We start from the raw sequence: 26506 nt of genomic DNA on the forward strand, positions 1-26506 counted from the left end.
GAGGAGGACCAACATGCAGCATGCGAAACAAATCGCAGAACATGCAACATTACAAAGCTTTTTAAACTGTTATTTAAGAGAAACAGGGAGTGGAGAATGGATTACAGAGGATGAAAGAATGAAGAGTATCTTCAGTAATACGTTGAATAGAGATACAGTCCCCACATATTTATGTTGTCGGCTATCGGCACAGAACGTTACTTTGTATGGAGAAGTTATATATAAATCATCAACAGATCGCCATTTGTTTGGAGAACAATTTTATTATCAAATTGGAGATAGTCATTCTGTTATTACAGCAGATTATGTTACAGTTATTACATTTTTAATAAAAGAGATGTCTATCAACTACGGAGAAGGAACGAATCCTGCGGAACTTATGCTTCGAGTCATCCGTAGTTGTCAAAATATTGAGGAATTTACAAAAGAGAGAATAGAAGATACATCCGCATTATACGGTTTTCATACAACTTTTATAGAAGCGGAGCAGTCTTTATTATTTGGGCATTTAACTCATCCTACACCAAAGAGTAGACAGGGGATATTGGATTGGAAAAGTGCAATGTATTCTCCAGAATTAAAAGGAGAATGTCAGCTTCATTATTTTCGGGCACATAAAAGTATAGTAAATGAAAAATCATTATTATCAGATTCTACAACAATGATTATAAAAGAAGAATTAAGTAATGATGAGATGGTTAGTAAGGAATTTATAGCGAAGTACTGTAAGGAAGATCAATATGCATTAATTCCAATTCATCCGCTTCAGGCAGAATGGCTCTTGCATCAAGCTTACGTACAAGATTGGATAGTTCAAGAATTGCTTGAGTATATTGGTCCTGTAGGTAAGTATTATATGGCAACATCATCACTAAGGACGCTATATCATCCCAATTCGAAGTATATGCTTAAGTTTTCATTTCCGGTGAAAGTAACGAATTCAATGCGTATTAATAAACTGAAAGAACTTGAGAGTGGTCTTGAAGGGAAGGAAATGTTAAATACGGCTATTGGTGAAGTACGAGAAAGATTTCCAGGATTTGATTTTATTTGTGATCCAGCCTTTATTACATTAAATTATGGAACACAAGAATCTGGATTTGAAGTGATTATTCGTGAGAATCCTTTTTATAGTGAACATGCAAACGACGCAACATTAATTGCTGGGCTAGTTCAAGACGCTATACCTGGGGAGCGTACGCGGTTATCGAATATTATTCATCGCCTAGCAGATTTAGAAAGTAAAAGCTGTGAAGAAGTAAGCTTAGAGTGGTTTAGACGATATATGAATATTTCTTTAAAGCCAATGGTATGGATGTATTTACAGTATGGTGTTGCATTAGAAGCTCATCAGCAAAATAGCGTTGTTCAGCTAAAAGATGGTTATCCGATCAAATATTATTTCCGTGATAATCAAGGATTTTATTTCTGTAACTCAATGAAAGAGATGCTTAATAATGAATTAGCTGGTATTGGAGAACGTACTGGAAATTTATATGACGACTATATTGTGGATGAGAGATTTCGTTACTACTTAATTTTCAATCATATGTTTGGCCTCATTAATGGTTTTGGCACAGCAGGATTAATTAAGGAGGAAATTCTTCTCTCGGAATTAAGGTCTGTACTTGAATCATTTCTTCCATATAACCGGGAACCTTCTACATTTTTAAGAGAATTATTGGACGAAGATAAGTTAGCGTGTAAAGCAAATTTACTAACGAGATTTTTCGATGTCGATGAGTTAAGTAATCCATTGGAGCAAGCTATTTATGTGCAAGTACATAATCCACTCGTTAGAGAAGTGGCTGTTCGTTCATAAATAACGTTAAAATTTCACGTAATACAAATAATGGTATTTTGTCATAAGGTGGAGGGTTTTATGAGAGTGGACATGTATCATACGAAAGTATTGAAGGCGCTCGAATCAGAAGATTACATTTCAGTACGAAGAAGAGTGCTACGTCAATTAGTAGAATCGTTAATTTATGAGGGGATTATTACACCGGTTCGCATAGAAAAAGAAGAACAACTTCTTTTTCTAATACAAGGACTTGATGAAGAAGACAAAAGTGTCACGTACAAATGCTATGGCAGGGAACGGATGACATTTGGACGTATTTCGTTAGACTCATTAATAGTAAGAGTTCAAGATGAACAGCAAGAAATACAGTCTGTCTCGCAATTTCTAGAAGAAGTTTTTCGGGTTACTAGTGTAGAACAAGCTAAATTAGATTCTTTTATGCACGAATTAGAACAAACAATATTTAAAGACACGATTGCACAATATGAAAGAAATAATAAGAGAGAATATACTCAAAAATCTTACGATGAGTTTGAAAGCCAATTAATAGATGGCCATCCATACCATCCTAGTTATAAAGCACGTGTTGGATTTCAATATCGTGACAATTTTCAATATGGTTATGAATTTATGCAGCCAATAAAACTCATATGGATTGCAGCACATAAGAATTATGCGACTGTAGGTTATGAGAATGAAGTGATGTATAACAACCTTTTAAAAGAGGAGATTGGCGATCGTAAATTAGAAGAGTTTATGGAACGAATTCGTAATAAGGGATGTAATCCAAAACAGTACGTGTTTATACCTGTTCACCCATGGCAGTGGGAGAATTTCATCATTTCAAATTATGCGGATCATATACAGGGTAAATTTATTATTTATTTAGGAACATCAGAGGACGATTATTGCGCGCAACAGTCAATGAGAACGTTAAGAAATATTACGAGTCCAAAGAAACCGTACGTTAAATTATCGATGAATTTACTCAACACTTCAACACTTCGTACGCTGAAACCATACTCTGTTGTGAGTGCACCAGTAATATCAAATTGGTTAAATGATGTTGTAAATAATGACGCCTATTTAATGGATGAAGCACGTTTAATCTTGTTAAGTGAGTTTTCAAGTGTAACGTATGACACGAATAAGAAAGCTATATATGGTTCATTAGGATGTATTTGGCGCGAAAGCGTTCATAAGTATTTAGATGCACAAGAGGATGCAATTCCTTTTAATGGTTTATACGCTAAAGAGAAAGATGGTACACCAATTATTGATGTGTGGTTGAATAAATATGGAATGAAGGATTGGCTACAATTACTTATTCAAAAAGCGATAATACCAGTTATACATCTTGTTGTAGAGCATGGCATCGCACTGGAATCACATGGACAAAATATGATTCTAGTCCATAAAGAAGGGGTGCCTGTTCGTATTGCGTTAAAGGATTTTCATGAAGGGCTTGAGTTTTATCGTCCATATTTGAAAGAAGTTGACAAATGTCCCGACTTTACTAAAATGCATAAAACATATGCGAATGGAAAAATGAATGATTTCTTTGAAATGGATGGCATTGAATGTTTGCAAGAGATGGTGTTAGATGCACTATTCCTGTTTAATTTAGGAGAATTAGCATTCGTACTTGCGGATGAATATGGATTGAAAGAAGAACATTTTTGGATGATGGTTGTTGAAGAAATTGAAGATCATTTAAGAATATATCCACATTTGAAAGGTAGATTTGAAAATATTCAATTATATGCACCTACATTCTATGCTGAACAATTAACGAAACGTCGATTATATATGGATGTGGAATCGCTTGTTCATGAAGTTCCAAATCCATTGTATAGAGTAAGAAAACTTATGAAACAAAAATCAATTGTTACAGGGGGAAATTATGCTAATCGTTAATAAACAAGAGTATAGCAAAAGTAATTTTAATTTGAGATTACAAGTTTATGAGGAAATGGAACAATTTCAAGAAGCAGAAGGAAATAGATTTGCACTTTGTCTGAAAGATCCATTCGATATTATTACGCTTGTGTTTTTCTTAAAAGAAAAGAAATCATCAGTATTACTTATACATGAAGATACGCCAAAAGAAACGGCTATTGAAATGGCAAAGCGTGCAAATTGTGTAGGAGTTTTATATGGAGAATATGGCGATTTTACAAAATTAGAAGTAGGGAACTTTTTACTAGAAGAGCCTTCTTTATTGCAATATAGTTCGGGAACTACGGGAGAACCGAAACTGATTCGTAGAGCATGGACGGAAGTTGATACAGAAATTACTGCCTATAATGAAGCTTTAAACTGTGAAGTAGATGAAGTGCCAATCGTTATGGCTCCTGTTTCACATTCATACGGACTAATATGTGGTACGTTATCAGCAATTACGAGGGGGAGCAAACCTGTAATCATTACGAACAAAAATCCTAAATTCGCATTAAATATAGTTCGCAATACAGAAAAACATATCATATATGCAGTACCACTTATGTTACACATTATGGGGAGTTTTCCATTAGGAACGTTCCAGTTTCATAAAATTATGACATCAGGATCGCCTTTGCCAGAAGCACTATTTTATAAACTAAAAGAAATGACAACATATATGATGCAGCAATACGGTTGTTCTGAAGCAGGTTGTATTAGTATATGTCATGATATGAAGAGCCATTTAGATTTAGGAAACCCTCTACCTCATGCGAGTATAAGCATAGGTTCAGATGAAAATGCACCGGAAGAAATCGTCGTGAAAATGAATGATAAGGAAATTTTCACGAAAGATTTAGGTTATAAATCTGAGCGTGGCATTCATTTTATGGGGCGTATGGACGATGTAATTAATGTTTCAGGATTAAAAGTCTTTCCTATAGAGGTAGAAGAAACGATGCTTCGATTGGAAGGTGTGCAAGAGGCAATTGTATATCGAGGGAAACATCCTGTGATGGGCGAAATAGTTAAAGCGAAAGTGATCTCTCATGTTGATCCAGTGAAAATAAGAGAATGGTGTATTCAGCACTTACCTTCTTATAAAGTTCCGTATGAAATTGAAAGTGTAAATGAAATTCCTAAAAATAAAACCGGAAAAGTAAGTAGAAAGTTACTAGAGATGGGAGAGGTTACAACATGAGACGGGAAGCGTTAAAGAATGCCGTGTTAAAAATTATGATAGAAAAAATGGAACTGAAAAATGTAACGCATTTAGAAGAAACGATGCGCTTAAATCAAGATTTATATATAGATTCGGTAATGATGTTACAGCTTATTGTATACATAGAAATGGATGTAAAGCTATGCGTTCCAGAGGATGAGGTAGATCCAAAGGCATTTCTTACTGTAGGATCTTTGCTTGATTTTATGGAGGAGTTAGAGCCGTTACAGGAAGTAAATGTGAATAACTAACCTTTAGGAAAGTGGATGAGAGTATGACTTCAATTAAAGTGCACTGTTTAGTGAGTTGTTTTTGTGAAATTATAAAAAGGCGTAGCGACATTGATTTTCGTCCATTTTATTTTGGACTATGGGATGGAGATTTTGATATAACAGAAGGCGGAATTATTTCATATCACTCTGAAAACATTAACCATGATCATTATTTACTTTGGTTTGAAAAATTGTACGGTATTAAAGTAAACGAATGGTATGATCATGCAAAAGATAAAGATAGCAATGTAGAAACGTTTTTAGAATTAGTAGAAAACAAGCCGGAAAATCGTTATGTCATTGTAATGGTTGATATGTCTCTATTACCAGAGAGGGAAAATAAATTTCATCAAAAACCGTTTCCACATTATTTAATGATATCAAAAACAGAGAAAGAAGAAGAGTGGTTCATGCTAGATCCTGATTTTCGTTGGGAAGGAAATATGGAAAGAGAAAAAGTACTTCACTCTATTCAAGATAACCCATTTGGTGGAGGTTATTTCATTGATATAGAAGGAATTGGGGAGCCAACGCAAGAAACAGTAGCTAGTTATTTCACAGAAACATTCAAAAAGAACGACAATGAACTGACTATGGAACTGAAAAATTTAATTGTAAAAATGGCAAATGAGGAAGAAGGATATGCGCTTTCTGGACTTGTAGCAGCAGTAAAACAAATACCAGTACTTGCAATTCGTAAATATAGTTATGAGCATGCCTTTGCATACTTCCGTGAAACGTTGCAATATTCGGAGCAAGAATTTGATTATTGGTGTGATCGGGTAGAGGATATTGTACAAGGATTTACAAATGTACAGTATCGTGCAATTAAAATGGCAATGACGAATAATAAAGGTATGCTAGTATCGATTATTGAAAAACTGGATGAAATGAATGCAATTGAACTGCAAATTAAGAAGGAATTAGAGAGACAGTTTCTATCATGGAAAGGTATGAAAACAAATCAATCTGTCGCAACTCTTTAATAAGCTAACTGAATTTAAGATAGGGGAGTTTAATGCTATGAAATATTCGCTATGTACCATTTCATTTCGTCATCAATTAATTTCATTTACTGATATTGTTCAATTTGCATATGAAAACGGTTTTGAAGGAATTGAATTATGGGGGACGCATGCACAAAATTTGTACATGCAAGAACGTGAAACGACAGAACGAGAATTGAATTTTCTAAAGGATAAAAACTTAGAAATTACGATGATAAGTGATTACTTAGATATATCATTATCAGCAGATTTTGAAAAAACGATAGAGAAAAGTGAACAACTTGTAGTACTAGCTAATTGGTTTAATACGAATAAAATTCGCACGTTTGCTGGGCAAAAAGGGAGCAAGGACTTCTCGGAACAAGAGAGAAAAGAGTATGTAAAGCGAATACGTAAGATTTGTGATGTATTTGCTCAGCACAATATGTATGTGCTGTTAGAAACACATCCCAATACACTAACGGACACATTGCCTTCTACTATAGAACTATTAGAAGAAGTAAACCATCCGAATTTAAAAATAAATCTTGATTTTCTTCATATATGGGAGTCTGGCGCAGATCCAATAGACAGTTTCCATCGATTAAAGCCGTGGACACTACATTACCATTTTAAGAATATATCTTCAGCGGATTATTTGCATGTGTTTGAACCTAATAATGTATATGCTGCAGCAGGAAGTCGTATTGGTATGGTTCCGTTATTTGAAGGTATTGTAAATTATGATGAGATTATTCAGGAAGTGAGAGGTACGGATCTTTTTGCTTCCTTAGAATGGTTTGGACATAATTCAAAAGAGATATTAAAAGAAGAAATGAAAGTATTAATAAATAGAAAATTAGAAGTAGTAAGTTCGTAATGTGAAATGATGTGAGAGTCTCGTTTTAGAGGCTCTTTTTTTATGGTAAAAAATAACCAAAAATTTCCATGTATTTTAATTTGAATTTAACACAATTTATATATAAATAAGGAGGTGATTGGTAATGGCTAGAAATCGTAATTCTAATCAATTAGCATCACATGGAGCACAAGCAGCTTTAGATCAAATGAAGTATGAAATTGCACAAGAGTTCGGTGTACAACTTGGAGCTGATACTTCTTCACGTGCAAACGGTTCTGTAGGCGGTGAAATCACAAAACGCCTAGTAGCGATGGCAGAACAACAGCTTGGTGGCGGATATACTCGCTAAATGTAGAAGGTTATAGGAGAAAGGAAGGATTCTTCCTTTCTTTTTTTTTTCAATTAATTGGTATGAATATATTGCGAACAGAATTCAAAGAATAAAAGTAATACTATATTTTACCCAATTTCTTTTGTTGTGAATGGGAAGTATTAAAGATGTAATAGCCCTGGTGGAATGAAAATTATGTTCCAGCAGGGCTATTATATGGTAAGAAATATATGATGAAAGGTTCCGAAATCAACATGTTAAAAAAAGAAAACTGTTGTTTAATTGCGCTTGCATCAGTTCCACTTGTCATGACATTAGGGAATTCAATGCTCATTCCAATCTTGCCGACAATTGAAAAGAAATTACATATTTCATCGTTTCAAGTATCCATGATTATTACAATTTACTCTATCGTAGCCATTTTACTTATACCGATTGCTGGTTATTTATCAGATAGATGGGGACGAAAGATGGTAATGGTTCCGAGTTTGCTGATTGCGGCTATAGGAGGAGCTATAACTGGTTGGGTATCTTGGAAAGTTGATAATCCCTACACTTGGATATTAATCGGTAGAGCGATTCAAGGTATTGGTGCTGCTGGGGCAATGCCGGTTGTTATACCGTGTGTTGGTGATTTATACAAAGACGAAAAACAAGTTAGTACAGGCCTGGGAATTATTGAGACATCCAATACATTTGGAAAAGTGCTGAGCCCTATTTTAGGATCTGCTCTTGCTGCCATTGTATGGTTCTTACCATTTTGGGCGATTCCAGTTTTATGTGTCATATCAATTGTTTTGTTGCTTGTTCTAGTAAAGGCAAAGAAACAAGAAGGAGAAGTACCACCACTTAAAGAGTTTATAAAATCTATTCTGTCTACGTTTCGAGAAAAAGGAAGATGGTTAATTGCCATTTTTGCATTAGGTGCAATTATTATGCTTATTTTATTCGGAATTCTCTTTTATTTGTCGACTATACTGGAATCAAAGTATGACATTCATGGTATATGGAAAGGGTGTGTGCTTGCTATCCCGTTACTTGTACTGTCACTTAGTTCATATATGGCCGGTAAAAAAATTGGAGATAATCAAAATGTTATGAAGAAGTGTATTTATATTGGTTTTTTAATGGCAGCTGCATCAGTCATCATTCCTTTATTTATAAAAGGGATTTATTTACTACTTCTTTGTCTCGTTATTATGGGGATAGGGATTGGTATGGCACTCCCATGTTTAGATGCCCTCATTACACAAGGAATTGAAAAGGAGCAAAGGGGAACGGTTACGTCATTTTATAGTTCAATGCGATTTATCGGTGTAGCAGCTGGACCACCTTTATATTCTTTTTTCATGAAAGGGGCGGACCATGAAGTGTTTTATTTGACAAGTATTTTCGCTGCCATTGGTGCTATCATAGCAATCATTTGGATTAAACCAGCAAAGGATGCAAAGACGGTAAAACAGAAACCAGAGCCTACTTCATAATTTGTAAGAGAATTGCATGATGTTTTGAGTAACATGCAATTCTCTTTCGTTCATTAAGAATAAATAACTTGTTTTAACATATAAAGCGCGACACCCCATATGATGAGACCAGAAAATTTATTTAATAATAAAATTGTCTTTCCGGTTGAGTCTAGTCTTTTTAGAAATTTCCCCGCTAACGCTAAGCTTATAAACCAAATCCAAGAAACGATAATAGTTGCAAGTGTGAAAGCCCATTTTTCACTTCCTATGTATTGAATAGAATTTGTTCCAATTACACCGATTGTGTCTAAAATAGCATGTGGATTTAATAACGAAACGGATGCTGCGAAAAGGATTTGCTTTTTTAAGGGCATACTTTTTTCTTGTTTTACATCGTTGGAAGGGTTACTTCTCCAAATAACAAAGCCCATGTATAGGAGAAAGAAAAATCCAATTATATATAACGAGTTAGTTAGCCAAGAAAAAGTAAGGAGTACAAGGGAGACACCTTGCACTGCAATCAATATGAGTAACGTATCACATATAGAGGCAGTTAATACTACAGGGGCTGCCCTCCAAATGTTTGGTTGGCTCGCACCTTGGTTAAAGACAAAAACATTTTGTACACCTAATGGAATGATAAGTCCAAATGCAAGAATGATACCATGAATAATTGCTTCACTCATCATATTACCTCCTATTTTAATTCATTATGATAGTGTATATTGTATAGAAGAAATGAAAATTTGTATCCATCCATATGGTTGGGGAGGTTACCAACCAAAAAGAATATAAGGTGATATAATGGAAAGATTCGTTTGGAAACCGAATATGTCTCTAGCGACTCCTCTGTATAAACAAATAGAAACGTATATAAAAGAAAGGATCGTTAATGGAGAATGGACCGTTGGAACGAAATTACCTTCACAAAGAGATTTGGCACATACATTTGGTGTGAATCGAAGCACAATTGTAATGGCTTTCGGTGAACTAGTTGCAAAGGGATACATAGAAGGGAATGGCAGGAAAGGAACAATTGTTGTAAATAATAATGAGAATGCTTCAACTTACGCACCCCCGCCTAATTGGCAGTCTTATGTAGAAACAGGACTTCATTATCCGAATCTCCCAGCTATTCAGGAGATTAATCAAGCTGAATTTTATCCACATGTAATTCGATTAGGAACAGGTGAGCTCGCGCCGAGTCTCTTACCTGAGAAAAAGATGAAAGAAATTATGAATAAGCTTTTAAAGTCAAATGTGACGCTTGGGTATGAAGAGCCGAAAGGAAATTTTTATTTAAGGGAAAAGATTTCCGAATACTTAAAGGGGCATGGTATATGTGTATCTCCTGACTCTATATTAATTGTTTCAGGAGCAATTCAAGCGCTGCAACTTATCTCTATGGGGCTTCTTCCAAAAGGGGCATCCATCTTATTAGAAAAACCATCCTATTTATATTCGCTTAATGTTTTTCAATCCGCAGGAATGCGTTTCATTGGAATACCAATGGATGAGAACGGTTTAAATACATCATATATTACAAAATATAAGAAGCAATTTAATGCATCTATTTTATATACAATCCCGTCTTTTCATAATCCAACGAACTTTAGTATGAATGCGAAGAGACGAATAGAAGTGATGGAAATATGTAATGAAATTGGATTACCTATTATAGAGGACGCAGTGTATCAAGACTTATGGTTTGATGCACCTTGTTCGAAACCTTTAAAAGCCTATGATAAAAATGGAATCGTACTACATATTGGAAGCATGTCCAAAGTAATTAGTCCAGGGTTAAGAATTGGATGGATTGTTGGACCTGAGCCAGTAATTCAAAGATTGTCAGACATAAAAATGCAAACAGATTATGGTTCAAGCACTATATCCCAGCAAATTGCAGCAGAGTGGTTTACAAATGGTCTATATGATGAGCATTTGCGCTTTGTAAGAAGTGAATTGAAAAAACGAAGAGATTTTATGTTACTAATGTTAGATAAATATCTTCGTGAAATAGCAACTTGGCATGAACCAACAGGGGGATTTTATATATGGGTACATATAAAAGTAACCATTTCATATCGCAGTTTATTTGATAAAGCTCTGCAAGAAAAGGTTTTATTAAACCCAGGTACTTTATATGATAGAAGTGCAAATCAATTTTTGCGCCTATCGTATTCATATGCAACGTTAGAAGAAATTGAAATAGGTATAAAAAAACTTGCACAACTAATGAAAAAGTAAGAGGAGAAAGTAATGAAACAATATGTAATTTGCCAAATGATCAATGGAGAAAAATATTTAGCTGCTTATGCGGAGACGAAGCAAGAAGCGATTGAAAAAGCAGAACTGTTAGGATTAAGAACGGGAAATCGTTACATAGTTATTACTGCAGAGGAAGCCGAAGGGTTAACGTATCCTTAAACAATGTACGAGATTATATAATAATAAATAAGTCTAGTAATATAAGAAATTACTAGACTTATTTATTATTAAGTTGTTAAACGTTCTCGTATTTATACGCAAAGTAATAATATTATGAGTCAAGTTGACGAAAAAATCGATTTGTCTTTCGGTCTTGCTTTCCTTTTCTATATTCATCGATATATTGCCTAAAGTTCCAAGCTTGTAAAAATTTATTAGCAGAGTTATAACCAGAATTGTAAAGCCATTCTTTTTCTTCCTTTGTCAGTTCAAAATTAGTACTTGTAATCGTTCCTGTTGGAATTGTAATCGTTCTTGCTTTTGATTCCTTATCTAAATGACGTAAATCATGAGCTTGCATCATTGTTTTAAATAGTCCTTTGAACATGGAAATAGGCTCGTTATAGTGAGCAGGATCAGCTTGAATCTCATCTTTTACAAAATGAAATCCGAAAGTCGGCCAGCGAGGAGTGGTAGGTGAATCGAAGATCCAAATTGGATAATTACTTAGAATTCCTCCATCAACCATATAACAAGGCTGCTTCCATTTTGGAATTCTCCATTTTACGGGTTCAAAGAAGAAGGGGATTGTACTACTCATTCTTACCGCTTTAGCGATAGAGAAGCGATAATTTAAAAATCCGTAGTTTGGTAAGTCGTCAGGAAAGACAACCATTTTACCATTACTAATATCAGAAGCGATGATTTTGAGTTTGTTTAGATCCGGTAAATCAGTAAATAAATGAACACCTTTTTTTCGAAGTAATTCTTCAATCCATTCTTCTATAAATACATTAGAGTATATACCTAAAGTAGTCCATGCACTTAGTCCTTTTCCGATAAAGGGGATTTTGTCAATAAAGGTTTTCTTCGTAAATTTGTTATAATCGATATCAGTTATAATCGTTTTTAGCTCTGAACAAGAATATCCTGCCGCTACAAGTGCCGCGATAATTGCACCAGCTGATGTTCCAGCTACACGTTCCCATTCATAACCTTTTTCGGCTAATGCGCAAATTGCTCCAACATGTGCAATACCGCGTACACCGCCTCCTTCAAAAACACCATCGATCTTCATTAAACATACTTCCTTTCAAATAAAAGATTTGGAAATGGCAAAAAAGCACGTATTGTACGTGCTTTTTTACAATGGTTTTTAAGTTTACTAGCAGCCTACAAAGCCGCCCCAACAGCTAGCTCCGATGATGATTAGAAGGATGAATAAAACGATTAATAAAGCGAAACCTCCGTAACCACAACCACCACAGCTACCGCCGTAACCGTAACCGCCGCAACTATATCCGTAACCCATGTGGAATTCCTCCTTATATTAAAAATAAAAATGAACGAGGGGAAAATGTACTGGAAGAACTAAAGAACTATCGTGTTTGTAGGAACAATGTATAGTATGCTTTTTTAAACTTGTTCGCGTACGAAGGATAAGCCCGTTTTTGGGAGGCTTGTTGATTTTGTAAAGAATGAAGTATAATCTTTGTACTATGATATAAATAAGTATGTAAATGTAAGGAGAATTTATGAATAAAAAAATTGAAGTATTAATTGATAAATATGAACTAACACACTTGAAAGAAGAACTTATTAATACTGTATTTCCTTGTATAAAAGTTGTGCCAAAGCAGCAGGGAACTGTTGCGATAGGTAGTTCGAAAATGGGAGGAGTTCCTGATCTACCAGCTTTATTTGAATATCCAAAGCATAAAGGAAATCCACTACAATTTATCGCGCAATTTAACTTAAGTGATTTACAAAACGTTGGTATGGATCACAATCTTCCTAAGACGGGGATGCTGTATTTCTTTTGCATTGAAAATTATTTTGAAGAAAATGTGAATCTAACAGAAGCTGGGCGTGTACTTTATTATGATGTTCCTGTAGAGCAATTACGAAGAGAAAATGAAATACAAGCGAAATATAACCAGTGTGCAATTACTTTTGAACTGACATACAAATTACCAGAACTTTTTATTGAAGATGAGGCTGATTCAGATCGTTTCTTGCAATTACTTGAAGAGCTAATTCCAGATAACTACGATAACCATCAAATGTTTGGTGAGCCATTCTCTGTACAAGAAGAAGTGTTATATGAGACAGGAGAATATATGGGAGTAGACCCGCAGCAAATGACTCTTTTATTCCAAATTGATTCAGATCATAAAAATTGTAATATGGTTTGGGGAGAACTAGGGATGCTATATTTCTGTATTAGTAATGAAGATTTGAAAAATCAACGTTTTGAAAATACATGCTGTGTATTACAAACATGCTAATGAAAAAAGGTTGTTCTTTTAAAAAGAACAACCTTTTTATGTGAATTAGTTAATATGCATAATCTCATATGACCTATACGAAAAAGTATTGTATACTCTGAAACTATACGATACTTTTTCGTATAGTTATAGAATATAAGGAGTGACAAGATGGGAAAGACAAGTAAGTATGTGACAGCTGCCGCACTTTGTTCAACTATAGTAATGGGAGGCTTGCAAGCGTCATCTGTATCTTATGCAGCTACAAATCCGACTACAGTGACAGCACAATCAGATGTAAAGTTATTAGATGATTTCAGAAAAGAATTAAAAAAACAGATTGATAATCGAGAAGAAAATATTACAATCACATATAAAACAAAAGATAGAAATGCTAGAAATATTATGGATCAATTGTATGGTGAGTTTAATAAAATTGTAGATGCTGATGAGTATGTAAAATATAATGTAGCGTCTACTAGATATTCTATTAAAGGAATGCCAGGGGACTATACGTTTACACTGCAAGTAAAATACCGTGAATCAAAAGAACAAACTCAATATGTAAAAGCTCAGGCGAAATCAATTGTTGGATCAATTGTAAAACCAGGGATGGATGAGCATGAGAAAGTAAAAGCTATTCACGATTACGTTGTTAAGCATGTGTCTTATGATACGTCTTATCAAGCGTATACAGCATATGAAGCATTAGCGAATCGTTCTGCCGTTTGCCAAGGATATACATTATTAACGTATGAGTTGTTAAAAGAGGCAGGTATTCAAAACCATATTGTAACAGGCACAGGAAACGGACAAGCTCACGCGTGGAATTTAGTGAACATTGAAAACAAATGGTATCACCTAGATACTACATTTGATGATCCAGTACCAGATAAAGCAGGGCGTGTAACTTACTCATATTTTAACATGTCTGACGAACAGTTAAGTAAAGATCACGACTGGGATCGTAGTAAATATCCAGCAGCAACTACAAGTTATTTTGGTGAATTAACAAACAAAATAAAAGCTGGTAGCTCAAAAACTGTCGTATATGAGCAGATGTTAAAAGAAACAAATTTACAATACTTATCTGCAGAATACGGAGCAGAAAATTATAATGAATTTAAGCAAAAGTTGCAGCAACAGTTTGCAGCCAAACCAGAAAAAGTAGAAGTGCGATATAAGCAGTCCATGGATGGGACGATGCAAGATATAAAGAAAGTATTAAATGAAATAAATTGGCCAAAAGGTGCAAAGCGTGTGTCTTATCAAGTAGCGCCTTATAGTGCATTGGCGGGTTATTCATTAGCGACAATTACATTTACGTATTAAGCAATGGGAAAAAGCACCTGTAAAAGGTGCTTTTTTTATTTATTGATTGATTATTTTTGAATATTAAGAATTATGTGATAAAATAAAGTGATAAGGATGTGAATGTGGAATGAACTTGTTCGAAAGCGATATTTTTACATTGATATATACTTGTTTAGTAATCGGACTTATCGTTTTGTTTTTCATATCATTTGCTTTGTTTATTAGAAGAGTATTACAAAGCAGTGCTGCAAAGAAACACCACGTGATTAATATGAACCAGAAGCTAGATCGAATCATTGAATTGCTTGAAAAAGATAAGAAATAGCGATAGAAGAGGTATGAAAAGGGGAATGAGAATGGCGAATTATATAAAAGAATTACGTGAAAAAGTAGGACATGATTATGTTTTCTTAAACTTTGCCGGTGGTTGTGTATTTAATAAAGAAGGAGAAGTATTACTGCAAAAAAGAGGAGACTTTAACGCTTGGGGCTTTCCAGGTGGTGCAATGGAGATAGGAGAATCAGCTGCGGAAACTGCAATCCGGGAAATAAAAGAAGAAACCGGGTATGATGTAGAAATAAATGAGCTTATTGGAGTGTATACAAAATATTTTCAATCATATCCAAATGGAGACAAGGCCCAGTCAATTGTGATCTTCTTTTCATTCTCAATAGTTGGAGGTGACAAAAAAGTAGATGGTGATGAAACGTTGGATTTGAAGTTTTTCCCGTTAGACGACATGCCACCGTTATTTTGTAAACAACATGAAGATTGCTTGCAAGATTTATTGGAGAAAAGAGTAGGGGTATATCGTTAACATATAAAAAAGAAGCTAAATGAAGATTAGCTTCTTTTTTATGTTTTATTTATTTCCACCAATCATCAAACATTGACGCTGGTACTTGTCTTTTATGCTCACTCACTGTGTAACGTTTTTCAATTTTCTCTGCAACGTCAGCTGGAACTGCTTTACCTTCTAAATAATCATCTAATTGATCATAAGTAATACCTAACTCTGTTTCGTCAGCTTGACCTGGTTTTTCATCTAATAAATCAGCTGTTGGCATTTTTAAGTAAAGTCGCTCGTCTGCACCTAACTCTTGTAATAATGCACGTCCTTGGCGCTTCGTTAATCCCGTTAATGGTAATAAATCTGCACCACCATCTCCGAATTTTGTAAAGAACCCTGTTACAGCTTCTGCAGCGTGATCTGTTCCGATAACAAGTAACCCTTTTTGTCCACCAATTGCATATTGAGTAACCATACGGATACGTGCTTTCACGTTACCTTTATTAAAATCTGTTAATGACTCACCCAATAAGTTTTCATATTGATTTGAAAAAGCATCAACAGTTGAAGCAATATCAAATGCAACAGATTGATCTGCTTGAATGAATTGTAATGCTAATTGTGCATCATCTTCATCTTTTTGTACTTTATAAGGAAGACGCACGGCGATAAACGTTACATTACCACCTTCGTTACGAATTTCTTCAACTGCAAGTTGTGCTAAGCGTCCTGCTAATGTAGAGTCTTGGCCGCCGCTAATACCAAGTACAAATCCTTTTGCGCCTGTTTTTTTTACATAATCCTTTAAGAAATCAACTCGTTTACGAATTTCAACTTTTGGATCAATTACAGGCTGAACATGTAATGCTTTCATAATCTGTTCTTGTAATGTCATTATGTTTTCCTCCTATTCATATTAAAGCGGTAAATAAGTTTATATGTATAATGGTACATACTTCTATCCTTTATTATTTCGCAAAACTAACGAATATACAATAGGATGTGTGTATGAATATGAATGTAGTCATTATAAATAAAGTACTACGTATAAGCAATTTTTTTAAACCTTTCAAAAATGTAAGGTTTTTGTCATTTGAATCGATGGAAGGTATCTCCGCACTTTACTAATATAAAAACATAGATAGTAGAAGGGCGGAGAAGTAATATGAACATTAGAGAACTAGCATATCGGAATGTAACCCGAAATAGACGGACATACTCAGCCTATTTTTTGAGTAGTGCATTTGCAATTATGGCCTTTTTTGTGTATTCATTTTTTGCGTTTCATCCGGCATTAAGTGCAGGAGAATTAGGTCAGTACGTATTCGTAAGTATGTCTTTTGCACAGTCTATTATTTACTTATTTACATTCTTCTTTATTTTATATTCGATGGGAATGTTTTTAAAAACGAGAAAGCGTGAACTAGGAATTTTAATGATGCTAGGTATGACGAAATATCAATTAAAGCGTCTTATCTTTTTTGAAAATATTATGATTGGAATAGGGGCAATTATTTTTGGTATTCTTTCAGGTATGTTATTTTCAGGGGTATTACTATTTGTCGCTCCGATGATATTGAAACTAGATATCTCCTTATCCTATTACATACCGATGAAAGCAATTGTTGTAACGGGTATTATGTTTTTTATTTTATTTATGATCATATCATTGTTTAGTGCAGGAATGATTCGTAAAAATAAAATTATGAAGTTGTTTAGAGGATCAGCAGAGGCGAAACCGGAACCGAAAGCATCAATCATTTCTTCAATATTAGCAGTAGTATTGCTTAGTGCTGGCTATGTAGGAGCTCTTCTATCGCATGGCGCAATGGTATTTATTATGATGATTCCTGTTACAACGGTAGTTATTATTGGGACGTATTTGTTGTACAAGCAGCTGAGTGTCTTTATTATTCGATTATGTAAAAAAAGTAAACGTTTCTATTGGACACAGACTAATATTATTACGTTATCAGATTTAGCGTATCGCATGAGAGATAACGCAAGAATGTTCTTTATTGTAACCATTATTTCTACTGTAGCATTTTCCGCAATAGGGACATTAGTCGGCTTCGCATCCATGACGAAAGGGATAATGGAGAGACCAATTGCGTTTCATTACCATTCTAAGCAAGGGAATAGTAACGAATCACAACATATACAAATGATTGACAAAGGATTAAAGAAACATAATATAGCAGCTTCAAAAACTAATATTTCGACAAAGAAAACGGAGGAACAGTCGTTAAGAAGCGCCACTTTTATAAAAGAATCAGATTATAAGGAATATGCAAAGTTAACAGGAGAACCATTTAATACTGTAGCAAATAAAGAGGTTGTATTTTTGTCAGCTGATATACCAGGGCCAGCGATGAAAGAAAGAAAAGAAATTACTTTACCCAATATGAATGAAAGTTTAAAGGTGAAAAAAGTTACTTCATCTTCATTGGGGAAAATATTAAGAGGAAATGTTTATGTAATCTCTAATAATCGATATGATTCATTACAAGATGGATTTATAGAGACAAAAGATTATATGTATAAAACTGAAAGAACGAAAGATGAGATTGAAATTGGTAAAGAGCTTACTCATCAAATTAAACCGTATCAAGAACAGTCAACGTTTAGTGCGGAAGAGTACGAACAAAACCAAAGTTTACAAATTGCAGGACCGATTTTATTTGTAGGTTTCTTTATTGGTATAGTATTTTTCGTTTGCGCAGGAAGTTTCCTTTACTTCCGTTTATTCTCCGATTTGGAGGATGATGTTCGCTTGTTCGAAATGATTCGAAAAGTTGGATTGACGAGTAGGGAATTATCGAAGGTAGTTACAATTCGATTGGCGCTTTTATTCTTCGTTCCAATTGGTGTTGCAACATTACATGGGGCAGTAGCCTTAACGGCGTTAGGGCAAATGTTTGAGTACTCATTGTTTAAAGAAAATACAGTTGTATTAAGTATTTTCATAGGTATTCAAGTTGTATACTTCTTACTTATAAGATCCCGTTATGTAAAACAATTGAAAGAGAGATTACGTATGCATTAAATGTGTTTTTTTAACTCGAGTACAAAATTTTCTAAAAAGAGGCAAGTATTGCCAAAAAGTGATAAAATGGAAAAAGCGAGGTGAAAAAAATTAATAGAGAGAAAGGGGGGAGAAATATGAAAGCAACAGGAGTTATTCGAAAAGTAGACGAATTAGGACGAATTGTTATCCCTAAAGAATTACGCGATGTATTGGGAATACAAATCAAATCACCGCTTGAAATTTTTGTAGAAGCAGATAAAATCATTTTACAAAAATATCAACCTTACAATGCTTGCCAAATCACAGGTGATGTTTCAGAGCAGAACATATCATTAGCAAATGGAAATATTACTGTTGGGATAGAGGGAGCGGAATATTTAGTAAAAGAAATAGAAAAGTTTTTAAACAAGAGTGAGGTTTAGTCTTAATTTATATTATTTTTCAAATTACATATCATTCTTTTAAAAGACTGTAAGAGGACCATTAATTGGTCCTTTTATTTTGGTTATTAGTTGAATGACCCAGGCTGTTATTTCCTATAAATCATAGGGGAAATACAAAAGTAGTATAGAGTTAGTAAATGATGTTGAGAAATATTTGAAAAGAAGGAAAACAAAAAGAATAAAACGAATGTTACATTTACACGTATTCAAAAGTGGTCTGAAATGAAAATAATACATTTTCAGGAGGGATTACGATGAGTAGTACAGTGAATAAACAAAAAGGTATACAATTGATTCCATTTACCGTAAATAAGGTTGTAGAACAAGTAAATGAAATTCCACCAGGTGTACAACTGATTCACGCTCCGCAAGTATGGGGAAAGAGTGTGAAGGGGCAAGATGTAGTCGTTGCCGTATTAGATACAGGGTGTGATACTAATCATATAGATTTAAAAGATCGTATTATCGGCGGAAGAAATTTCACAAAAGATTATGAAGCTGATCCAAATGTGTATCTTGATAATAACGGACATGGTACTCATGTCGCGGGGACGATTGCAGCAACTGAAAATGGTGTCGGTGTATTAGGAGTTGCACCACTTGCTAAAATGTTAGTATTAAAAGTTTTAGCGGGAGATGGTTCTGGAAGTTACGAGCAAATTATTGAGGCAATTCATTATGCTGTAAATTGGAGAGGGCCGAATCAAGAGAAAGTGAGAATTATTTCAATGTCACTTGGTGGTCCGCAAGATGTTCCAGAATTACATGAAGCAATTCAAAATGCGGTAAAGCAGGATGTTCTCGTCGTATGTGCTGCTGGGAATAATGGAGATTGTAATGATAATACAGAGGAACTAGATTACCCAGGTGCTTACTCGGAAGTAATTGAAGTCGGCGCTGTCAATTTAGAACGGAAAATCACATGTTTTAGTAATTCAAATCAAGAAATTGATCTAGTAGCGCCAGGTGATGAAATATTATCTACGTATCCAGATGGGAAATATGCAGTGTTAAGTGGAACTTCCATGGCGACGCCGCATGTTGCTGGAGCGCTTGCCTTGCTCATTAAACAGTGTGAGAAAGAATACGGTCGAAAGTTATCAGAGCCGGAAATATATGCACAACTTATTAAAAGAACTGTACCTTTAGGGTATGAACGTACATCCGAAGGTAATGGATTATTAGATTTATTAAAAGAATAGAGAATACTAAAAAAACATTTCATATTCATATGAAATGTTTTTTTAGTATGGTTCTGTCGTATATAATACTTCCCTATTTAAAGAGTCTTATTTTTGTTGAATACTTTTTCTTTGTTTTATTTTTTGTGACAGGAATTTTGTTTGTATTAATGATGAGGCACTTACAAAACATATCTAGTGCAGCAAGAGGAACAGGAGCCGCGCTTGCAAATGCTTCTATGTATATTGGTCAAATGATTGGTGCGGCAATAGCAGGAATGTTATTTGCAGTATCTCACAATTTTATACTTATAGGTAGTTTTACTGCTTTACTATATATAGGAGCTTTATTTTTGTTTAGAAAAAGTGAAAAACTTACTGAAAGTAGTGAAACAGGAATTGCATCATAAAGCTTGTATAAATATTTCGCAAATCAGAATTAATAAGAGTGTGAATACATGAATGTGCTTTTAATTAAAGTAGTTACTAAAAGTATAGAAATAGTAGAAGAAATGTATTGTAACAAAGTTATGAGGAATCAAAAAATAAAAATCCCTATAAAGATAGGGATTTATATATCGGCATATAGTTCCTTGGAAAAGGATATACTTAGTTTAGCATATCGGACTACTTATATTTGTGAAATAGATGTGAAAGTAATGTGAAAAATGCCGAAGGAAAAAACTATTTAAATAGAGGGCAATTTAGATGGGGATATGGATTTTACATAAATGTTGTGTTATATTTCTACTTATCTGTTAATAATTACATATTTTAATTTTATTGGGGATAAAAGGGAGAGGTTTAAATGCAATGGTATTTGAAAGCTCTAAAGAATTATGGGAATTTTAGTGGTAGAGCTACGCGAAAAGAGTACTGGATTTTTAGTTTATCCAATATCGTAATTTTTTGGCTACTGTTATTTTTATCATCATTTTCAGAGGTGTTAGTTGCTATTATTGCGTTGCTATTTATGTTAGTAATGATTATACCAAGTTTTTCGGTTGGTGCACGACGATTACATGATATTGGGAAAACGGGATGGTGGCAACTATTAAATTTTGTACCGTTTGGTAGCGTTGTTTTACTTGTATTTTTTATCATTGAAAGTGAAGAAAATGACAATCAATACGGACCAAATCCGCATTCAGATTTAAAAGAAGCGATTTAATAAACTTATTTAGTTTGTAGCATTACTAGTTCAATTATTTTATCTATTATTAAAATGGTTTGCGTGGGCTAATATTATTAGGTTGATCTTTAGGTCTAGATGATTTTTGAAACTGTAAAAATGGAAAGATAAAGGCAGAGAGAATATAGCATGGAAAGAAAAAAAAATCTAAATAAAAAGCACTGTTTTAGCTAATGTAGCTAAAACAGTGCTTTTCTCTTTGATTGAACAGTTGCAGCATTTTCATCATGTATACCTGCATCTTTAATAATTCGTTGTTTTGCTTTATTTAATAGATGGTTTACTGCTTCACCAAAATAGTTAGCTTCGCTTTTTGTGCGGGCTTCTCGTAAACATTTATAGTTTTCTAGCAGTTCCTCTTTTTCGGAGTTTGTTAAGAAATCTTCTATTTTCTTTTTTGTCATACGAAACACCCTTTCTCCTGACAAACGACGCAATAGAAAATATTTATTTCTCATTATAACAATAATTTTAAAAGAAAGTATACACTAACGTCGCAATAATTTGTCAATTTCTTGAATCTTCTCATCAGCTTTCCCAATTTGCGTATTTTTAGCCTGTTCGCCACCAAGAGCTTGATGTAGTAAAAAAGTTTGACCGGAAATAGCAGTTACAATGGATACTTTTATAATTTCTTTTATCGCGGTGACATCGAATAAAACGAGCCCAAGAAGTGCGGCTAGGCTACCAGTAAAAATATCAGTTAAAAATCCAAAATGAAAAAATGTTTTCAAACGGCGTGGAAGCAATAACTTACCTTGGTTATTGATTAGATGGGAAACGAAGCCGGTAATGCCACCAACGAGAACAGCGGTTAGCCATTGATACATTTCCATCGAATCCACTCCTTTTAGTGAATAAGATTCGATTATTTTATATTGATTCCTTTTAATATTTCATATAAGCATATTGAGAAAGTTTGTTTGGGTATATTTTGTATTCAATTTAATTATAACAGAAAATTTCGAAAGGTTTCAGTCTATTATATGAATCATTTTTACAATAATATGAATGCAGAAAGGGGTGCGTGATATGAAGATAGATTATCGAATAAGAAGTGTAGATGGTTATACAAAAACTATAGGGGAATTAGTAAGCATGCTGGAGCATACGAGGGCTGTAACATTAGGCGAAGTAAAAAATTTATCAGTTGAGCAATTAGATTTAATTATGCAGAGCAGCGGAAATTCAATTGGCGCCTTATTAAAGCATATAGCAGCTATTGAAAAAGTTCATCAGCTTATTTCATTTCAAAATCGTGACTTTACAAAAGAAGAATTAGAAATATGGGAAGATGCACTGTATTTAGGGGAAGCAGGTAGAGCGATCCGTGGTCATGAAATACAGTATTATGTACAACTTCTACAAAGTGTTCGAGAAGAATCTCTGAAGTATTTAAGTGAACAAAGTGATGAGTGGCTCATGTCAGAAAGAAAGTGGCCTAACGGTGTAATATATAACCAGCACTATCTTTGGTATCATGTGCTAGAAGATGAAATTAGTCACCGAGGACAAATTAGAATGCTCAAAAGAAAGTTGTTTGAAAATTACGTTAAATAATGTAGCTTTTTATAGGAGAATTCCATATAATGAGAGTAATTAAAAGAAGAACGGGGTGATGTATTATGGCGAAAATAACTTATATGAATAATAAACCAAATACAAAGGTGGATGGAAAGGGCGAGACTATATAAGTGAGCGCACGATCCTTCCGCTTAGCTTACACTAGGGAGGATATCAATTTGAATCAAAATATTTTAGAATCGTTCGGCTGGGATTCTTTTTTTGAGGAACAAGCTGTTGAGAACTTTGAAGTAGGACGAATTTTACTCGAGCATAAGCATATATATCGAATTATTTGTAATGATGGTGAGTATATGGCAGAACTGTCTGGGAAGTTTCGGCATGAAGCAGTTACGAAAGGCGATTATCCAGCAGTTGGTGATTGGGTGTATATAAAGAAAATAGAAGATGAAAAGAAAGCGATTATTCATCGTATTTTCCAGCGAAGAAGCTCTTTCTCAAGACAAGAGGCTGGAACAAGAACAGAAGAACAGATTATAGCAGCAAATGTAGATTATTTATTTTTAGTGAATGCACTTAATCATGATTTTAATGTTAGAAGGATGGAACGTTATTTATTATTAGCGTATGAAAGTGGCGCTATGCCAGTTATTGTTTTAACAAAGAGTAGTATATGTAATGATATAGAACAAAAAATTGTAGAAACGGAAGCTATAGCAATTGGTGTTCCTATTTTTGTTGTTGATAGTTTAGAGCATACAGGTATTGATTCGTTGAAACAATTCGTTTCTTCAGGGAAAACAATTGCTTTAGTTGGGTCATCAGGGGTAGGAAAGTCAACTTTGTTAAATGCGCTAATAGGAATTGAGGTAGCAAAAACGGGAGATATACGTGAGGAGGATAGTAGGGGAAGGCATACGACAACGCATCGAGAGTTATTTCAATTGCCAAGTGGCGCTCTCGTAATTGATACTCCCGGTATGAGGGAATTGCAACTTTGGGAAGGAAGCGAAGCGATTCAAACAACATTCTCTGATATTGAAGAACTTGCGACAACATGCCGTTTCCGTGATTGTAAGCATGAGAATGAACCAGGGTGCGCGGTGTATAGTGCAATTGAAAACGGACTTATTACGATAGATCGTTTGAAAAGCTATAAAAAATTACAAAGAGAACTGGCGTATTTTATAAGAAAACAAGATGCAATCCTTGCCAGAGCAGAGCGTGATAAGTGGAAAAAGCTTTCTAAACAACATAAAAAAATGTAAAAACCAAAGGGTGCCCCTTTGGTTTTTTCTATTTGTAAATTTTATAATAATATTATTTATATATATAGACAAAGGGAAATTAATTGTTTAAACTTTACAAAGTATTCATCATAATAGGTTATGAAAATAATAATTAGGGATTGGGAAATATTCATAATTAACTCAATTTAACTTTTAAATTTGAAAATTAGGAGGTTCATAATGGGTAAACTATTAAATTTGTTTCGTGATATGAAAGTAGCAAAAAAGCTATTAATTTCATTCTTTGTAATTTTAATTGCGGCTGTGTCTATTATCGGAGGCATGTCTTATCAAACAGCCAAAAAGAATTTTGAATCGCAAATTAAGAGTAGTGCCAACGACAATATAAAAATACTGGATAATTTAATCAATCAAATGATTGATGCAAAATTTAATGATGTGAATAATTTTGCACGGGTGATTCAGGGGAATATGTATCAAGGAGATAATCAGGATGAATTAAGAAAAATGTTATCTCAATATATAAATTTAAATAAAGATATTGAACAAGTATATGTTGCCGGAAATGATAAAAAATTTGTACAAGAACCAAATATACAAATGGCAGCAGACTATGATCCAACAGAGCGTTCTTGGTATAAAGATGCGGTTGCAAAACAAGGTGGTATTGTTGTTACTGAGCCATATAAGGCAAAAGGAAATGGACATATTGTCGTAACAATCGCAAAACAAACAGAAGATAAAAATGGAGTTGTTGCGCTAGATTTAAGTTTAGATAATTTATTAAAAACATCAAAGTTAATTAATATTGGTAAAAAAGGATATGCCTTCATTTTAGATGGAAAGCAAAAAATAATTGCTCATCCACAAGAAAAATCAGGGGAAAAAGCGGCTGATTCTTGGGCAAAGAAAATTTATGAAGATAATCACGGTGCTTTTTCATATTCTTATGGCGGTAGTGAAAAGAATATGGTATTTGCTACAAATGTAAAAACAGGTTGGAAAATTGGTGGGACGATGTACTCAAGTGAAGTAATTGAAGCTGCTCAACCTGTATTTTATAATATGTTAATTGTTATGCTTATCTCATTAGTAGTAGGCGGGGCACTTATTTATTTTGTAACACTTTCAATTACGAAGCCTTTAAAGAGATTAGTTGTTACCTCTAAAGAAATAAGCGAAGGGGATTTAACGCAAACAATTGAAATTCATTCTAATGATGAAATCGGCCAACTTGCTAAAGGCTTTAATGAGATGACGAATTCGTTACGGACGTTAATTGGAAGAATTAACGATTCAGCTGGGCATGTTGCAGCGGCATCAGAAGAGCTAACTGCAAGTGTAAGGCAAGCGAGTGAAGCGACTGAGCAAATCACAATCGCAATGGATGAAATATCAAGTGGGGCAACGACGCAAACAACAAGCGTAGAAAATGGCGCTATGTTACTGTTTGATGTAACGGAAGGAATTCAACATGTAGCAAATAGTTCATCATCTATTAATACGGCTTCTGCACATACTCGTGAAAAAGCAGAAGATGGTGGGAAACTAGTAGGAAGAACAGTAAACCAGATGCAGTCTATTGCAGAATCGGTTTCACAATCAGATGCAGTTATACAATTACTAAATAATAAATCAAAACAAATTGGTGATATTTTAGAAGTAATTCAAAATATTGCAGATCAAACAAACCTTCTAGCTCTAAATGCGGCGATTGAAGCCGCAAGAGCCGGTGAGCATGGAAGAGGTTTCGCAATTGTTGCAGATGAAGTGCGTAAATTGGCAGAGCAGTCTAGCGTATCTTCTAGTGAAATTAGTAAATTAATATGTGAAATACAAGATGATATGGGTAAGACAGTCAAATCTATGAATCATGTAAATGAGGAAGTTCAATCTGGACTTGTTATCGCAAATGAAACGAAGCAAAACTTTGCTGAAATCTTACAATCTACAAATGAAATAGCTAATCAAATTAAGACGATGGTTGAAACGGCTAATGGAATGTCAAAAGGGGCAAATGAAGTATCTATTTCGGTAGGACAAATTGCAATGACAGCACAAAATAATGCGACAAGCACACAAAATGTTGCGGCTTCAGCTGAAGAACAGCTAGCTTCGATGGAGGAAATTGGATCTGCAGCAGGCACGTTATCTCAAATGGCTGAAGAGTTGCAAGGACTAATTGACAGATTTAAAGTCTAATAG

The 26506-nt window shown here is 34.2% G+C and carries 28 protein-coding genes and 1 pseudogene; 23 read left to right on the forward strand and 6 right to left on the reverse strand.

Translation table 11 applies throughout. The features are described from left to right. The first annotated feature begins 13 nt into the window (after positions 1-13). The 8 genes from V7S45_RS09420 to V7S45_RS09455 all read left to right on the forward strand — a co-directional run bounded on the left by V7S45_RS09420 (position 14) and on the right by V7S45_RS09455 (position 8902). Positions 14-1822 carry an IucA/IucC family protein gene (locus tag V7S45_RS09420; RefSeq protein WP_001163345.1) on the forward strand — a complete coding sequence of 603 codons (1809 nt, stop codon included), beginning with the start codon at positions 14-16 and terminating at the stop codon, positions 1820-1822. A gap of 60 nt (positions 1823-1882) precedes the next feature. After that, positions 1883-3721 carry an IucA/IucC family protein gene (locus V7S45_RS09425; RefSeq protein ID WP_025690281.1) on the forward strand — a complete coding sequence of 613 codons (1839 nt, stop codon included), beginning with the start codon at positions 1883-1885 and terminating at the stop codon, positions 3719-3721. Further along, on the forward strand, positions 3708-4946 hold the full coding sequence (locus tag V7S45_RS09430) for an AMP-binding protein (RefSeq protein WP_000909585.1): 1239 nt from the start codon (positions 3708-3710) through the stop codon (positions 4944-4946). The genes V7S45_RS09425 and V7S45_RS09430 overlap by 14 nt, the downstream gene beginning before the upstream one ends. Beyond that, the gene (gene asbD / locus V7S45_RS09435) at positions 4943-5218 is read left to right on the forward strand and encodes a petrobactin biosynthesis protein AsbD (RefSeq protein ID WP_001250560.1); all 276 of its coding nucleotides are present in this window, start codon (positions 4943-4945) and stop codon (positions 5216-5218) included. Before V7S45_RS09430 ends, asbD begins: the two co-directional genes overlap by 4 nt. Positions 5219-5241: 23 nt before the next feature. Then, entirely contained in the window at positions 5242-6225 is a 984-nt protein-coding gene (locus V7S45_RS09440) for a DUF6005 family protein (protein ID WP_000200705.1), read from the forward strand. Between the two features lie 37 nt (positions 6226-6262). Further along, positions 6263-7105, forward strand: a complete 843-nt coding sequence (locus V7S45_RS09445; protein WP_000877681.1) for a sugar phosphate isomerase/epimerase family protein — start codon at positions 6263-6265, stop codon at positions 7103-7105. 124 nt (positions 7106-7229) lie between these two features. Continuing rightward, positions 7230-7436, forward strand: a complete 207-nt coding sequence (locus V7S45_RS09450; protein ID WP_000113545.1) for an alpha/beta-type small acid-soluble spore protein — start codon at positions 7230-7232, stop codon at positions 7434-7436. Between the two features lie 236 nt (positions 7437-7672). After that, the gene (locus V7S45_RS09455) at positions 7673-8902 is read left to right on the forward strand and encodes an MFS transporter (RefSeq protein ID WP_002197672.1); all 1230 of its coding nucleotides are present in this window, start codon (positions 7673-7675) and stop codon (positions 8900-8902) included. Between the two features lie 53 nt (positions 8903-8955). Here V7S45_RS09455 and V7S45_RS09460 read toward each other — a convergent pair whose 3' ends face one another. Beyond that, complete coding sequence (locus V7S45_RS09460; protein WP_001287303.1) at positions 8956-9570, reverse strand: LysE/ArgO family amino acid transporter; 615 nt, start codon at positions 9568-9570, stop codon at positions 8956-8958. Between the two features lie 118 nt (positions 9571-9688). On the opposite strand from V7S45_RS09460, the gene V7S45_RS09465 reads away from it, so the two are divergent. Both V7S45_RS09465 and V7S45_RS09470 read left to right on the forward strand, forming a co-directional pair. Next, positions 9689-11131, forward strand: a complete 1443-nt coding sequence (locus tag V7S45_RS09465) for a PLP-dependent aminotransferase family protein (protein ID WP_000439422.1) — start codon at positions 9689-9691, stop codon at positions 11129-11131. Between the two features lie 12 nt (positions 11132-11143). Beyond that, on the forward strand, positions 11144-11311 hold the full coding sequence (locus tag V7S45_RS09470; protein ID WP_000816389.1) for a DUF3933 family protein: 168 nt from the start codon (positions 11144-11146) through the stop codon (positions 11309-11311). Between the two features lie 112 nt (positions 11312-11423). On the opposite strand, the gene V7S45_RS09475 is transcribed toward V7S45_RS09470, so the two are convergent. Continuing rightward, on the reverse strand, positions 11424-12389 hold the full coding sequence (locus tag V7S45_RS09475) for a patatin-like phospholipase family protein (RefSeq protein WP_017656809.1): 966 nt from the start codon (positions 12387-12389) through the stop codon (positions 11424-11426). 87 nt (positions 12390-12476) lie between these two features. Further along, a complete protein-coding gene (locus V7S45_RS09480) occupies positions 12477-12623 on the reverse strand; it encodes a YjcZ family sporulation protein (RefSeq protein ID WP_000540425.1) in 147 nt (48 codons plus the stop codon). Between the two features lie 223 nt (positions 12624-12846). Here V7S45_RS09480 and V7S45_RS09485 point away from each other — a divergent pair, with 223 nt between their 5' ends. The 4 genes from V7S45_RS09485 to V7S45_RS09500 all read left to right on the forward strand — a co-directional run bounded on the left by V7S45_RS09485 (position 12847) and on the right by V7S45_RS09500 (position 15710). Then, positions 12847-13599 carry a YwqG family protein gene (locus V7S45_RS09485; RefSeq protein WP_001034844.1) on the forward strand — a complete coding sequence of 251 codons (753 nt, stop codon included), beginning with the start codon at positions 12847-12849 and terminating at the stop codon, positions 13597-13599. Positions 13600-13749: 150 nt separating this feature from the next. Next, entirely contained in the window at positions 13750-14910 is a 1161-nt protein-coding gene (locus V7S45_RS09490; RefSeq protein WP_000520862.1) for a transglutaminase domain-containing protein, read from the forward strand. A gap of 109 nt (positions 14911-15019) precedes the next feature. Beyond that, positions 15020-15217 (forward strand): DUF4083 domain-containing protein, encoded by a 198-nt coding sequence (locus tag V7S45_RS09495; RefSeq protein WP_017673210.1) that lies wholly within the window; start codon positions 15020-15022, stop codon positions 15215-15217. Positions 15218-15248: 31 nt separating this feature from the next. Further along, the gene (locus V7S45_RS09500) at positions 15249-15710 is read left to right on the forward strand and encodes an NUDIX domain-containing protein (RefSeq protein ID WP_025690296.1); all 462 of its coding nucleotides are present in this window, start codon (positions 15249-15251) and stop codon (positions 15708-15710) included. A 49-nt stretch (positions 15711-15759) separates the two neighbouring features. Here V7S45_RS09500 and nadE read toward each other — a convergent pair whose 3' ends face one another. Beyond that, positions 15760-16578 carry an ammonia-dependent NAD(+) synthetase gene (gene nadE / locus V7S45_RS09505; RefSeq protein ID WP_000174904.1) on the reverse strand — a complete coding sequence of 273 codons (819 nt, stop codon included), beginning with the start codon at positions 16576-16578 and terminating at the stop codon, positions 15760-15762. A 270-nt stretch (positions 16579-16848) separates the two neighbouring features. Here nadE and V7S45_RS09510 point away from each other — a divergent pair, with 270 nt between their 5' ends. The 6 genes and pseudogenes from V7S45_RS09510 (at position 16849) to V7S45_RS09535 (ending at position 21506) form a co-directional block, all read left to right on the forward strand. Continuing rightward, positions 16849-18729, forward strand: coding sequence for an FtsX-like permease family protein (locus V7S45_RS09510; protein WP_025690299.1), 1881 nt, complete (start codon positions 16849-16851; stop codon positions 18727-18729). Positions 18730-18845: 116 nt separating this feature from the next. Next, positions 18846-19133, forward strand: a complete 288-nt coding sequence (locus tag V7S45_RS09515) for an AbrB/MazE/SpoVT family DNA-binding domain-containing protein (RefSeq protein ID WP_000648324.1) — start codon at positions 18846-18848, stop codon at positions 19131-19133. A gap of 275 nt (positions 19134-19408) precedes the next feature. Beyond that, complete coding sequence (locus tag V7S45_RS09520; RefSeq protein WP_000099761.1) at positions 19409-20356, forward strand: serine protease; 948 nt, start codon at positions 19409-19411, stop codon at positions 20354-20356. A 41-nt stretch (positions 20357-20397) separates the two neighbouring features. Beyond that, positions 20398-20745: pseudogene (locus V7S45_RS09525) on the forward strand (MFS transporter); the annotation flags it as partial. Positions 20746-20793: 48 nt separating this feature from the next. Further along, complete coding sequence (locus tag V7S45_RS09530; protein ID WP_001101741.1) at positions 20794-21000, forward strand: hypothetical protein; 207 nt, start codon at positions 20794-20796, stop codon at positions 20998-21000. Positions 21001-21143: 143 nt separating this feature from the next. After that, positions 21144-21506, forward strand: a complete 363-nt coding sequence (locus V7S45_RS09535) for a DUF805 domain-containing protein (protein ID WP_001198796.1) — start codon at positions 21144-21146, stop codon at positions 21504-21506. Positions 21507-21706: 200 nt separating this feature from the next. On the opposite strand, the gene V7S45_RS09540 is transcribed toward V7S45_RS09535, so the two are convergent. Together V7S45_RS09540 and V7S45_RS09545 are read right to left on the reverse strand one after the other, a co-directional pair. Further along, positions 21707-21931 carry a hypothetical protein gene (locus tag V7S45_RS09540; protein WP_000162602.1) on the reverse strand — a complete coding sequence of 75 codons (225 nt, stop codon included), beginning with the start codon at positions 21929-21931 and terminating at the stop codon, positions 21707-21709. An 84-nt stretch (positions 21932-22015) separates the two neighbouring features. Further along, the gene (locus tag V7S45_RS09545) at positions 22016-22363 is read right to left on the reverse strand and encodes a DUF4257 domain-containing protein (protein WP_000426317.1); all 348 of its coding nucleotides are present in this window, start codon (positions 22361-22363) and stop codon (positions 22016-22018) included. Positions 22364-22559: 196 nt separating this feature from the next. On the opposite strand from V7S45_RS09545, the gene V7S45_RS09550 reads away from it, so the two are divergent. From V7S45_RS09550 to V7S45_RS09560, 3 genes are all read left to right on the forward strand, one after another. After that, on the forward strand, positions 22560-23087 hold the full coding sequence (locus V7S45_RS09550; protein WP_000687342.1) for a DinB family protein: 528 nt from the start codon (positions 22560-22562) through the stop codon (positions 23085-23087). 182 nt (positions 23088-23269) lie between these two features. Next, complete coding sequence (gene rsgA, locus V7S45_RS09555; RefSeq protein ID WP_001073050.1) at positions 23270-24319, forward strand: ribosome small subunit-dependent GTPase A; 1050 nt, start codon at positions 23270-23272, stop codon at positions 24317-24319. A 201-nt stretch (positions 24320-24520) separates the two neighbouring features. Next, on the forward strand, positions 24521-26503 hold the full coding sequence (locus tag V7S45_RS09560) for a methyl-accepting chemotaxis protein (RefSeq protein ID WP_000517284.1): 1983 nt from the start codon (positions 24521-24523) through the stop codon (positions 26501-26503). The last annotated feature ends 3 nt before the right edge of the window (positions 26504-26506 follow it).

This window comes from Bacillus sp. BR3(2024), from assembly GCF_039134555.1.
GTDB classification, from domain to species: Bacteria; Bacillota; Bacilli; order Bacillales; family Bacillaceae_G; genus Bacillus_A; species Bacillus_A cereus.

Coding starts and splice junctions, on each gene's coding strand:
- V7S45_RS09420 (WP_001163345.1), top strand. CDS start 14: ATGCAGCATGCGAAACAAATCGCAGAACATGCAACATTACAAAGCTTT.
- V7S45_RS09425 (WP_025690281.1), top strand. CDS start 1,883: ATGAGAGTGGACATGTATCATACGAAAGTATTGAAGGCGCTCGAATCA.
- V7S45_RS09430 (WP_000909585.1), top strand. CDS start 3,708: ATGCTAATCGTTAATAAACAAGAGTATAGCAAAAGTAATTTTAATTTG.
- asbD (WP_001250560.1), top strand. CDS start 4,943: ATGAGACGGGAAGCGTTAAAGAATGCCGTGTTAAAAATTATGATAGAA.
- V7S45_RS09440 (WP_000200705.1), top strand. CDS start 5,242: ATGACTTCAATTAAAGTGCACTGTTTAGTGAGTTGTTTTTGTGAAATT.
- V7S45_RS09445 (WP_000877681.1), top strand. CDS start 6,263: ATGAAATATTCGCTATGTACCATTTCATTTCGTCATCAATTAATTTCA.
- V7S45_RS09450 (WP_000113545.1), top strand. CDS start 7,230: ATGGCTAGAAATCGTAATTCTAATCAATTAGCATCACATGGAGCACAA.
- V7S45_RS09455 (WP_002197672.1), top strand. CDS start 7,673: ATGTTAAAAAAAGAAAACTGTTGTTTAATTGCGCTTGCATCAGTTCCA.
- V7S45_RS09460 (WP_001287303.1), bottom strand. CDS start 9,570: ATGAGTGAAGCAATTATTCATGGTATCATTCTTGCATTTGGACTTATC.
- V7S45_RS09465 (WP_000439422.1), top strand. CDS start 9,689: ATGGAAAGATTCGTTTGGAAACCGAATATGTCTCTAGCGACTCCTCTG.
- V7S45_RS09470 (WP_000816389.1), top strand. CDS start 11,144: ATGAAACAATATGTAATTTGCCAAATGATCAATGGAGAAAAATATTTA.
- V7S45_RS09475 (WP_017656809.1), bottom strand. CDS start 12,389: ATGAAGATCGATGGTGTTTTTGAAGGAGGCGGTGTACGCGGTATTGCA.
- V7S45_RS09480 (WP_000540425.1), bottom strand. CDS start 12,623: ATGGGTTACGGATATAGTTGCGGCGGTTACGGTTACGGCGGTAGCTGT.
- V7S45_RS09485 (WP_001034844.1), top strand. CDS start 12,847: ATGAATAAAAAAATTGAAGTATTAATTGATAAATATGAACTAACACAC.
- V7S45_RS09490 (WP_000520862.1), top strand. CDS start 13,750: ATGGGAAAGACAAGTAAGTATGTGACAGCTGCCGCACTTTGTTCAACT.
- V7S45_RS09495 (WP_017673210.1), top strand. CDS start 15,020: ATGAACTTGTTCGAAAGCGATATTTTTACATTGATATATACTTGTTTA.
- V7S45_RS09500 (WP_025690296.1), top strand. CDS start 15,249: ATGGCGAATTATATAAAAGAATTACGTGAAAAAGTAGGACATGATTAT.
- nadE (WP_000174904.1), bottom strand. CDS start 16,578: ATGACATTACAAGAACAGATTATGAAAGCATTACATGTTCAGCCTGTA.
- V7S45_RS09510 (WP_025690299.1), top strand. CDS start 16,849: ATGAACATTAGAGAACTAGCATATCGGAATGTAACCCGAAATAGACGG.
- V7S45_RS09515 (WP_000648324.1), top strand. CDS start 18,846: ATGAAAGCAACAGGAGTTATTCGAAAAGTAGACGAATTAGGACGAATT.
- V7S45_RS09520 (WP_000099761.1), top strand. CDS start 19,409: ATGAGTAGTACAGTGAATAAACAAAAAGGTATACAATTGATTCCATTT.
- V7S45_RS09530 (WP_001101741.1), top strand. CDS start 20,794: ATGAATGTGCTTTTAATTAAAGTAGTTACTAAAAGTATAGAAATAGTA.
- V7S45_RS09535 (WP_001198796.1), top strand. CDS start 21,144: ATGCAATGGTATTTGAAAGCTCTAAAGAATTATGGGAATTTTAGTGGT.
- V7S45_RS09540 (WP_000162602.1), bottom strand. CDS start 21,931: ATGACAAAAAAGAAAATAGAAGATTTCTTAACAAACTCCGAAAAAGAG.
- V7S45_RS09545 (WP_000426317.1), bottom strand. CDS start 22,363: ATGGAAATGTATCAATGGCTAACCGCTGTTCTCGTTGGTGGCATTACC.
- V7S45_RS09550 (WP_000687342.1), top strand. CDS start 22,560: ATGAAGATAGATTATCGAATAAGAAGTGTAGATGGTTATACAAAAACT.
- V7S45_RS09560 (WP_000517284.1), top strand. CDS start 24,521: ATGGGTAAACTATTAAATTTGTTTCGTGATATGAAAGTAGCAAAAAAG.